The 10,659-nt window shown below is 43.2% G+C and carries 7 protein-coding genes; 3 read left to right on the top strand and 4 right to left on the bottom strand.

The features are described 5' to 3' along the window. The first annotated feature begins 19 nt into the window (after nt 1-19). From ABIL39_02405 to gltA, 3 genes are read left to right on the top strand one after another with little or no spacing between them, the layout of a single operon-like run. A complete protein-coding gene (locus tag ABIL39_02405; protein ID MEO0164972.1) occupies nt 20-2,182 on the top strand; it encodes a 2Fe-2S iron-sulfur cluster-binding protein in 2,163 nt (720 codons plus the stop codon). A 54-nt stretch (nt 2,183-2,236) separates the two neighbouring features. Next, entirely contained in the window at nt 2,237-3,061 is an 825-nt protein-coding gene (locus tag ABIL39_02410; GenBank protein MEO0164973.1) for a sulfide/dihydroorotate dehydrogenase-like FAD/NAD-binding protein, read from the top strand. Nucleotides 3,062-3,074: 13 nt separating this feature from the next. Then, entirely contained in the window at nt 3,075-4,475 is a 1,401-nt protein-coding gene (gltA, locus tag ABIL39_02415) for an NADPH-dependent glutamate synthase (GenBank protein ID MEO0164974.1), read from the top strand. 13 nt (nt 4,476-4,488) lie between these two features. On the opposite strand, the gene ABIL39_02420 is transcribed toward gltA, so the two are convergent. The 4 genes from ABIL39_02420 to ABIL39_02435 form a co-directional block, all read right to left on the bottom strand. Beyond that, nucleotides 4,489-5,529, bottom strand: a complete 1,041-nt coding sequence (locus ABIL39_02420) for a carboxypeptidase regulatory-like domain-containing protein (protein MEO0164975.1) — start codon at nt 5,527-5,529, stop codon at nt 4,489-4,491. Nucleotides 5,530-5,583: 54 nt separating this feature from the next. After that, nucleotides 5,584-7,113, bottom strand: coding sequence for a M14 family zinc carboxypeptidase (locus tag ABIL39_02425; GenBank protein ID MEO0164976.1), 1,530 nt, complete (start codon nt 7,111-7,113; stop codon nt 5,584-5,586). Beyond that, nucleotides 7,110-10,334: a T9SS type A sorting domain-containing protein gene (locus ABIL39_02430; protein ID MEO0164977.1), complete on the bottom strand. Its 3,225-nt coding sequence runs from the start codon at nt 10,332-10,334 to the stop codon at nt 7,110-7,112. Before ABIL39_02430 ends, ABIL39_02425 begins: the two co-directional genes overlap by 4 nt. Before the next feature lie 19 nt (nt 10,335-10,353). Beyond that, a partial coding sequence (locus tag ABIL39_02435) for a T9SS type A sorting domain-containing protein (protein ID MEO0164978.1) occupies nt 10,354-10,659 on the bottom strand: 306 nt, incomplete at its 5' end.

Genomic DNA, 10,659 nt, shown 5'->3' on the forward strand with positions numbered 1-10,659 from the left:
TCGAAATTTTAGAGGAAAAATGACGATAATTATTAATGGCAAAGAATATAAAACCAAAAGAGGTGAGACTGTCTTAGAAGTCTGCCGGCGGGAAGGGATTTATATTCCGACCCTCTGTTATCAAGAAAATCTTTCTCCTTACGGTGGCTGTCGGCTTTGTATTGTTGAGGTGGAAGGAAATCCCAGACCGATGACGGCGTGCACCTTGCCGGTTCAAGATGGGATGGTCATAAACACTGATACTCCGCTTCTTAGGGCATTGAGAAAATTTACCCTTGAGTTGATTCTTTCCGAACATCCCTATTCATGTTTGATTTGTGCGAAGAAAACGGATTGTAACAATTATATGGAGTGTATTGAAAAAGAACCAATTACTTTTGGCTGTAAATACTGTGCGGCGAATGGTGTTTGTGAACTGCAGAAACTCGTGGAGGAATTTGGGATCAAAGAAATCCCCCATCGATTCCAGTACCGTAATCTACCAGTTGAAAATTATGACCCATTCTTTGAGCGGGATTATAATTTATGCATCCTTTGCGGTAGATGCGTCCGCGCCTGTAATGAATTGAGAAATGCGGCAGTGATTGATTTCCACCATCGTGGTCCTAAAACCCTTGTGGGAACTGCCTTTGCACTTTCCCATATTGAAGCAAATTGCCAGTTCTGTGGAGCCTGTGTGGATGCTTGTCCGACTGGGGCGATGCGAGAGCGCTATAGCAAATATTTGGGTAGACCCGACCAAGTGGTTAAAAGTTATTGTATGCTCTGTAGTATTGGGTGTCAAATCAACGCCGAGATTAAAGATGGTAAGATCATCAGGACTACCCCAAATGGAGATCCACTCTGTGTGCGGGGACGTTTCGGGATTGCACCGCTGATTAACCATCCTAAGAGGGTTATCACTCCGCTTTTGCGGAAGGATGGTCATTTGGTAGAGCTTAATTGGGATGAAGCACTGGAGATCGTGGAAAAGATATTTAGAGATCATAAGGAGCGGACCGGGGTTATTTTTGCACCAGATTTACCGGTAGAGGCGATAAATGCGTTAAGCACCTTCGCCGATATTTCGGGTATTGAGAATTTTGGTGCCGAGATGAGAAGCATCGAAAATTTTGCCACAGCCTGCCTTGAGAAATTCGATACGAAACTGGCGATAATCGCCCTGAATATTGATATAATAAACGATTTTAATGTATTCCTCCTTAAAATGCGAAAGATCGTAAAAGAGAAACCAGTGGTCATTTTGATTGATCCGATAAAAACAAAATCTGCGGAGATGGTTGATTTGTATCTGCGTCCTCGGTTGGGTGAAGAATGGGCAGTAGTAGATGCGATCCTTGGTAAAGAGAAACCCCGTGAGTTTGCCGGGATTAAAAAAGATGAACTGCTGGAGGCACGAAAACTCATCGTCCATCGCGATATTTGTGTATTATATAATCCTTTCAATATCAAACCGGAGAATTTAAGTGCTAAGGTCAAATGTTTCCCGCTTATTGGGACTTTAAACTTTCCCATTTTGAATAGCGGCAAATTGTTCAGTGCCGATGACATTTTTGATAATGAGGAGATAGAATGTCTCTATTTGATCGGCGTTAATCTTCCCCCGGGCAAAAGATATAAAAAGGTTATTGTGCAGGATTGCTTCCTTCCAGATTTTGATTTTGATCTATTTTTGCCCGCTGCGACATTTATGGAAATAGAAGGAAGTTTTATTGATTTTTATGGGAAAGAGAAGAAATTAAAGAAGGTTATAGAACCTCCGGGTAATGCCCGGGCGGATGAATGGATAATAAAAAATATAATTGAACGTCTGGATTTTGCGATAACCGGGAAGACCAATAAACCTCGGACGGTGCAGCAAAAAGAAATGTCAGTGGATGCGACTTATCCTTTTTCTCTGGTCGTCCGGGAAAATGTCTTTCGCTACCGGAACAAGGCACTATCAAAAATTTTGACCGGCTTTAAAAAGTTCCGTCAGGATCACTATTTATGGATAAATCCCGCTGATGCCCGGCAGCTGAAGATTGAGAGTGGTAGACCCGTAAAAGTTATAGCCCAGGATTTTACTACCGTGATCGAAATACTGGTGACCGAAGATGTCCCTCCTGGTATTCTGCTTGCGTATTATGACCGAGAAAAAGGATTGATAAGGAACTGTTCAGTGCGGATCGAAAGATTATGATTAAGAAATCAGAAATTCTCTTTAGTACAATCGAGACGAAAAAATGAGAAGACTATGGTTAAGATTTTAAAAAAAGAACTGCTTGTGCCCAATATCCATTTTATGGTATTGGAGTCAGATGTCATTCATCTTAATGCCAAAGCCGGCGAATTTGTTGTGGTCCGTGCCGATGAAAAGGGTGAGAGGATTCCTTTAAATCTTGTAGATTGGGATGAACACAGTATCAGTGTGGTTTTTATGGAAGTGGGAACTTCAACCCGGAAACTGGGTTGTTTACAGCCTGGCGAGATGATTGCAGACCTCGCCGGTCCGTTGGGCAAACCCACGGAGATGGTAACAGATAAAAGAATTTTAGCCCTGGGTGGCTGTTATGGTATTGGTGCTTTATATCCGGTGCTTAGGGCATTTAAAGAAAACGGTAATACCGTTATTACCGCCATTGAAGCCCGGAGTAGTTTCTTACTCTACTGGCAGGAGAAATTAAAAAAATATAGTGACGAACTCTTTGAAATAACCCGAGATGGGACCAAAGGTTTTGTGGGTCATGTGGATAAATTTTTGAACGAATATCTCACAAAAACGAGTGTGGATATGATCTATGCCCAGGGATGCACCTATTTGACCTATTTAGTCTCCCAAACTACGAAACCTATGGGAATAAAGACGGTGGTTGGATTAAATCCCATTATGATCGATGCTACTGGCATGTGTGGTGTATGTCGGGTGATAATCAACGGAGAGACAAAATTTGCCTGTGTTGATGGTCCGGAGTTTGATGGTCATGCCGTGGATTGGGAAAATTTATTGACAAGAAGGCACATTTACATAAACGAAGAAAGACAATCGCTGAGTTTTTATGAATGTGAGAAATACGGTTAAAGGGTAAGGAATCATGCCTGAAAAAATAATACCCAAAAAAACACCGATGCGTGAACAACCGCCGAAAGAGCGGATTAAAAATTTTAATGAAGTTCCTTATGGATATAGTCCAGAAGAGGCGATTGCTGAGGCAAAGCGTTGCCTCCAGTGTAAAAGGGCACCATGTGTTTCTGGCTGTCCGGTAGAGATTGATATTCCAGGGTTTATAAAATTTATCGCCGAAGGAGATTTCAAGTCAGCTATCAAACGGATTAAGGAAAAAAATGTTTTACCTGCAGTCTGTGGGCGGGTTTGCCCGCAGGAGACACAGTGCGAACAGGTCTGCACCCTGGCGAAGAAGTTCGAACCAGTTGCCATTGGTAGATTGGAGCGATTTGCCGCGGACTACGAAGCGGCGCAGGGTGAAGCACCAATCCCGGAATTGCCACCCCCGACTGGCAAAAAGGTCGCAGTAATTGGTTCAGGTCCAGGGGGGTTGACTGTTGCTGGTGACCTCATCAGGATGGGTCATGCCGTCACAATATTTGAGGCATTGCATAAGCCCGGAGGTGTACTCGTTTATGGGATCCCAGAATTTCGTCTGCCCAAGGCAATCGTGTATCGGGAGGTTGATTATCTGGTCCGTTGCGGGGTAAAACTCGTTTTGAACTTTATTGTTGGTAAGACCGCCACGATCGACCAGTTATTGAAAGAATTTGATGCTGTCTATATTGGCACTGGTGCCGGTCTACCCTGGTTTATGAATATTCCGGGTGAGAACTTAAATGGAGTATATTCGGCAAATGAATATTTGACGCGTTCCAATTTGATGAAGGCTTATCTTTTCCCCGAGTATGATACTCCCATCGTCCGGGGAAAAAGGGTGGCGGTGATCGGCGGTGGGAATGTGGCGATGGATTGTGCGCGCACCGCATTAAGGTTGGGTGCAGACGAGGTCCATATCGTCTATCGTCGTAGTAAACAGGAGATGCCGGCACGGGCAGAAGAGATACACCATGCCGAGGAAGAAGGCGTGATATTTGACTGGCTTACCCTTCCGGTCCGCTATATTGGCGATGAAAAGGGTTGGGTGAAAGCGATGGAGTGTATCAAGATGCAACTCGGCGAGCCAGATGCCTCAGGAAGGAGGAAGCCAGTGCCGATCGAGGGGTCTAATTATACTGTACCGGTGGATACTGTCATCTGTGCTATCGGTCAGGGACCGAACCCTCTCATTCCCCAGACGACACCGGATTTGAAAGCTGGGAAATGGGGGAATATTGAAGTTGATAAGGCGACGATGAAGACCTCAAAGCCTAAATGCTGGGCAGGCGGTGATGTCGTGCGTGGTGGTGCGACGGTAATTCTTGCCATGGGCGATGCCCGGATTGCCGCACGCTCCATAGATGAATATCTTAGAACCGGGGTCTGGTAAATAATAAGTAAATCTAAAGTTTTATCCCTTTAAATCTCCCGTTCATTGTTTGGATAAAATAGACGCCTTTTGGTAGGGCATTGACATCGATTTCAAAATGGGTCGTCGGCAATAATTTTTCCTTTTTTAAGATGCATCTACCTGCGCCGTCATAGAGCATGAGTTTGGTGGTTGGTTGGGTTGTTACGATCAGCAATTTCCGGTGAAAAGGATTCGGGAATACTTTTAATTTTTCATCCCGGTTACTACCAATCCTTTCTTCCACTCCCACCCCGAGGTAGAGATTGAAATTGGTACACGGATGAGCCCAATTGACATGGCCGGTCAACTGGGAATCAGTCTGATAACCTGGGGCACTTGCTTTTACCCAATAAACCCAGGGCAAAAGGCTATCAATTGAATAAGAACCGTCAACGGCGGTATAAGTGGTACAGGTTTTATAGTAGGGTGGAGTATTGATAATTGTAGCGTAATAGGTGGCGGTCGCAATGACGCGGGCGTTTTCCAAGGGATTGCCACTCGCGTCATAGATATGTCCAGAGATGAGACAGCCAGGATAATCATCATTATCGGCACCAAAGGTGGGAGTAGAATCCAGATACCAATCCCAGCCAAGATTATATCCCCCTAAATCATAATAGTAAAAATGGAATTTAGCACACGAATAATGGGTGGGCGGAGTAGGTGCCCATTGTGGATATGGTATGGAATCCCACAATGCCATAAAATTTCCTCCCCGAGTTTTGATGAAACCGGTATCATCAGGTAAAGAGAAATTGCCGCTGAGCATTGAGAAGTCAATGACCTTATAACCCATGCCGGGTAGATAGATCTGGGTGTCAATAAAGGATTGGCCTGCAGGTGTGAAGAGCTGGGTATTCAAAAGCGGGAAAGAATCAGGATAAATTGTATCCAGACTTGCACTCCGGAAATAGCGGAACTCAATCCGTTCGGAGTCAGTAGGGGCTACTTGAAATTCATTGACGATCACCTCATATATAGGATTGGCCCCGAGCATTATTGCCATAATACTTATTATCAAATATCGATTCATAACACCTCCTTAATATCACAAAGATTTGTGATTCAGGAGACAAATCTTCAAAGATCAGCGTAGCAAAATTATCTTTTCTCTGTGTATTTTACCTCCCACTGTTAAATTTAAAAAGTATACGCCACTCGGCAATGGACGATTTTCCTCATCAGTGCCAAACCATACTATTCCTAATGGAAACGGAGTGGATGATGTCAAGTCAAATTTTTTGACCGTGCGACCATAGATATCATAAATCAAGATCTTCTCTCGACACCACGACTTTGGAAATTTGATTACACAATGGTCATTAAAAGGATTTGGATAGATTTCTAATCGATTTTGAACTTTTTCTTTCTTTAATACCTCAGATATTCCTAATGGTCTCATCTTGATATTGAGAATCGTTGGGATGCCAGGCGATACTAATACATTGTTGATTGTAATGGTCTCATATCCGGGTTTGATGAACTGTAATGTATAATTGCCAGGATTGACAATCCTTCGATATCTTCCATAGATGGGATCACTCAACCGCGGGGGTAGGGTAGAATCATAGTAACCGGCAATCCTTACTTCAGCCGTTAGCGGTTGATTGGTAATGGAATCAGTGATTATCCCAGTGATGCTTGAACCGAAGATTCTTTCTAATAGATAGTAGGCACCAGCGAGATTTCGCATACAGATGCTGTCAACTCGATAACCAGGAGGATAACAACCGCGACTCACTTCAATCGTGTATGCAAAAGTACCCAAAAAACCGTATAGCCAATTGCGGGCATTTCCCTCGGTCGCATACCCATAAATAGGAACATAAGTTCCATTCCCCGCATCATTGATTATCTTTGCGGCAAGGGTATCGGCAATCTTTTTTATGAATGGATGATCAGGGGCAAATTGAGTGCCCCAGCGCCAGGGATAATAGACCAGTTCGCCTTGACCAGTTCGAGCACAATGATAACAAATATCAAAGACAAAGTGGTTTTCGATGGCGAGATCCCGAATGATTCTTGTTTCATTTTCCGAAAATGGATAAGGTCCCCTGTAGTATTCATCACCAGGATTAGAACTACCCCCTTGTTCCCAGTTGAAGTCGTAATTTCGGTTTAAATCCACTCCATCGTAATCAAGGTCAAAGATGCCATTGTTATTATTATCTCGCTTATTCTTACGCCAGATTGAATCGAGACCACTGGTCACAACATTGTGTCCTTCAGGATTCAGGATGGGGATTATCCAGATTTCTGCATTATTTATCCAGTGGGTGATTGCTGAATCAATACCATATTTGATAACGAGGTCTTTCAGAAGATACAAACAGACTTCACAACCAAGCAATTCTTCAGCATGGTGGATTCCATTAAATAGAATAGCAGGTTCATCCTCTTTTATTGTGGGGTTGTCAGAGATCTTTATACCCAAAATAGGTAAACTATCGCGGGTCGAAAGTCCGAGATTATAAAGTTTTGTAATGGTAGGATAGAGAGTTGCAATTGAATCAAGTTCCTGAACTGTTTCTTCGTATGTGTGATAACGAGGATCGATTAAGAAGGCAGCAGAGAAAAGATGTAATATGCAGGATAACAAAAAGATCAATCTAATCATTTCATGATTACAATTTTTCTTACGATTGAGCAATCGCTTGTTTTGACCGCGATGAAATAAATGCCGGCAGATAATTTTTCTTTTCCAAGGTAGTAGCGGTGATAACCAGGCGAAAGGAGTTCATTCGCTATAGAATAGACACATTCCCCCGTTATATCGTAGAGATTCATCGTTACCAATGTCGGGTGAGGGATTGCTAACTGGAGCAACGGACCAACACCGGAAGGATTGGGAGTGAGGAGGTCTAAAGAGAATTGTGCGGGCAAATCGGTATATTCCTCGGCGCCGACCGCGCCAATGGTGAAACAATTATCACTCACATCATAACCAGTATTTGCGGAACGGTCATAGGCAAGCACCTTAATCAAACACTTATTAGAATTCATCTGGGGTATTATCCAATTATAAATAGAATCATTTGTATTGAAATGAGAAATCCGGTATGGATAGGTGAGACCACTATCAATGGAAAGATAGATGTTTAGACTGTCTATTCCAATATTATCGTTTGAATTCCAGCGAATTTGATGTAATTCATTCCAGTACCATATTTCACCACCGTTTGGCGCAAGCACATGGACTTGGGGTGATACTGGGTCATAGATGGTGAAGGGGTCATCAGATAAATCAACACCGATGTTATTATTTTTATCAAAGGCACGAATGCGCACTCGACACCGGTTAGAAGGAGTGGGCGGTATGGTCCAGAGATAAGTTGAATCACTACCTCCTGTGGTAGTGAGGTAAATCCAGGTATTTCCATTATCTGTTGAATATTCAATAACTGCTGAATCAATCGCAACATTGTCTCGAGCACGCCAAGAGACTAAGTAATTTTGGCCGATGTTCCAAATTTCACCGCCATTAGGGATAATGACCGTGACCTGCGGTTCCAAAAGGTCTGCCTGAAGTCGGCTGTAGAAGATATCCCAATTTCCCCGACGGTCAGATTGCCAGAAGACCCAGATATATCCGGAATCATCGGAGACAGCGACCGGCAATATGTCGCGCGAGCTGTGGTTGCTGATATTCATTGAATCACCCCAGGCTCCATTTTTATAATATTTTGCCCAGATTTCCCAATCACCGGTCCTATTGGATTGCCAGATGCACCAGAGAAAGCCATCTCGGTCAACGACAAGCGTTGGATGTTCATCACGGTTTGGATCGGCAACAACGGCGCGGGCATTAGACCAGACTGAACCATTGTAGTGGCTTTCATAGATATCTGTGTTCCCGTTACGCCAGGTTGTCCAGACGACCCAGACCATACCATCTCCAGAGACAGCAATTTTAGGATCCTGGTCCTGGGCAGGATTGCTCGTTATGCGATATAACCCTTCCCAATGACCAGTATTTGGATTATATCTTTTCACATAGATATTTCGATTGTATTGATAGCGTTCACTACACCAGGTTACCCAAGCGATTCCATTGCTATCAGTCGCCATCGCGGGGCGATAATCATTCGCGGAATCAGTAGTCACAGCAAACATCGGTTGCCAGGTTATTCCGTCAAAATAGCGGCAATAGATATCACCATTCAAATGTGTCCATCGTTCAAGACAGACCCAAAGTCTTCCGTCACCATCCTTGGTCATCGCTGGATACATATCATTGGAAGCTTTGGAACTGAGTTGCTCTTCAATGCTCCACTGATTGCCGAGATAGGCACTACCAAAGATGTCGTAATTCCGGCCGTATGCCCTTTGCCAGGTTAAATAAGGATTGCCTTGGGGATCAGTCCATAATGCAGGGGCAAAATCCCAGTAGAGATAGGGGCTAACAATCTGGACTGGACTCCAGACACCATTTGCATAATATGCGGCACAGATTTCGGTCCTTCCATTGGTCACTGAACGACCGGTTGTCCAAGCGCACCATAGGCGCTTAGCACCATCAATTGTGGTCGTGACAAAGGCATCGGTTTCAGGATGGGTATCAACCGGGGCAGGATTTGACCAGTTAAAGGAAGAAAGTGTAGGATTAAAATTCCGATCTTGAGTAGCAACATTTGTTCCAGATCTTTTCGGTTTTAAGGTCGGATCCCCAATGATACACATTCCATAAAACCAGTCCACATCATTTATGCCATATTGAATAAACCACTGTTTGAACGCCTGACCCACGGTTATCCCTGTATTCAGAGGCCCATAAAAACCACTGAAATTTAACATACTTCCAACCTTGGTAGAGCCGATCGCCAATAATCCATAAGTCGTATTGAAGATATAACAACTCCCTTCGCTGTTTTCTTCAATGAATCTTGTACCCGCGCATTGAAATAGATTCAAAAAAAGGAACGGAGGGTCTGCAAACCAGATTTCAAAATTAAATACAGTGCCTGCATACCCAGAGGTGTTCTTGAAGGTATTCCCCCACGGCGATGAATGGCTGCAAATTTGTACCCATTCATAGGGGTCCTCAAGACGGGTGCGGAAATCCGCGGCGGTGGTGGTGTTATACTGACGTACCACAACCACGGTATCATAGAGCAGGTTTAGATTACAGTTATTAAAACTATACCAGTCATCGTCAACATAGGCGAGTGCTTTCTGGGGTATGTTGAAGCCACCAGTCCGGTATTTATGAATTTTTGAAAGATAATTGTTCACCAGCCATATTTCATTCCCCCAGGTAACAGAATTAGCATAGATCCGACCTACATATATCTCGGGTGCCTTATTGCCCGTATGATTGTCAAAGAGGCCATCGTTATCTGCATCAACCCAGGTCCCGTTTAAATCCATGAAATAGAGTTCAATGGGAAATTCCTCCCGTCCTTCGCTTGATTCATATTCATACCAGGCAATGGGAACATTGCCAATGAATACCGCACCAACGAGCTGGCTATCTATCAGTGATGCGAGATGATTCCTCAATTGCGATGGCTGCCAGCCGCGAATTGTATCGACTCGTACATTATAGTTTTCTGCTTCAAGGTCGGTGATGTAAGTATTTAATGAATCAATGATGTTTGGATAAAGAGGAGCATATACGACAATATCAAACATGGGTAAACGAAAAGCTTTTATTTTACTCTGGTAAGCCTTGCCTATTTTGAAAGATTCTTTTGTAATTTTTATTGCCCATTCTTGATACGATGTCATCTGGACATCATATGGATCAACATATTTTAATCTTTTTATTCCGGTAATCCCCTCACCCGATATGAAAAAAGGGATTGCAAAAATTAATGATAATTCCAAAAATTTTTTCATGATTCCCCCTTTTCCCAAATTATCTCAACATAATAACTTTTTCCATTTCTTTTATTTCGTCGGATTTAAAATCAATAAAATATACGCCTGAAGGAAGTTTGCGACCTATATCATCATCACCAGACCAAATAATTGAAGATTGGTAATTGGTTAAACGGTTAAGCGATTTAACCAGACGACCGGAAACATCGTAGATCTTTAAAGAAATTTCGGATTTCGGATTGCGGACTGCAGAATTGTTTGGAATTCGGAACTTGATAACGCAGTGATTTTTGAACGGATTGGGATAGACCTCTAATTTTGGATTTCGGATTGCAGATTGCGA

The organism is candidate division WOR-3 bacterium, from assembly GCA_039802205.1.
Taxonomy (GTDB): domain Bacteria; phylum Hydrothermota; class Tepidihabitantia; order SM23-42; family JAOAFX01; genus JAOAFX01.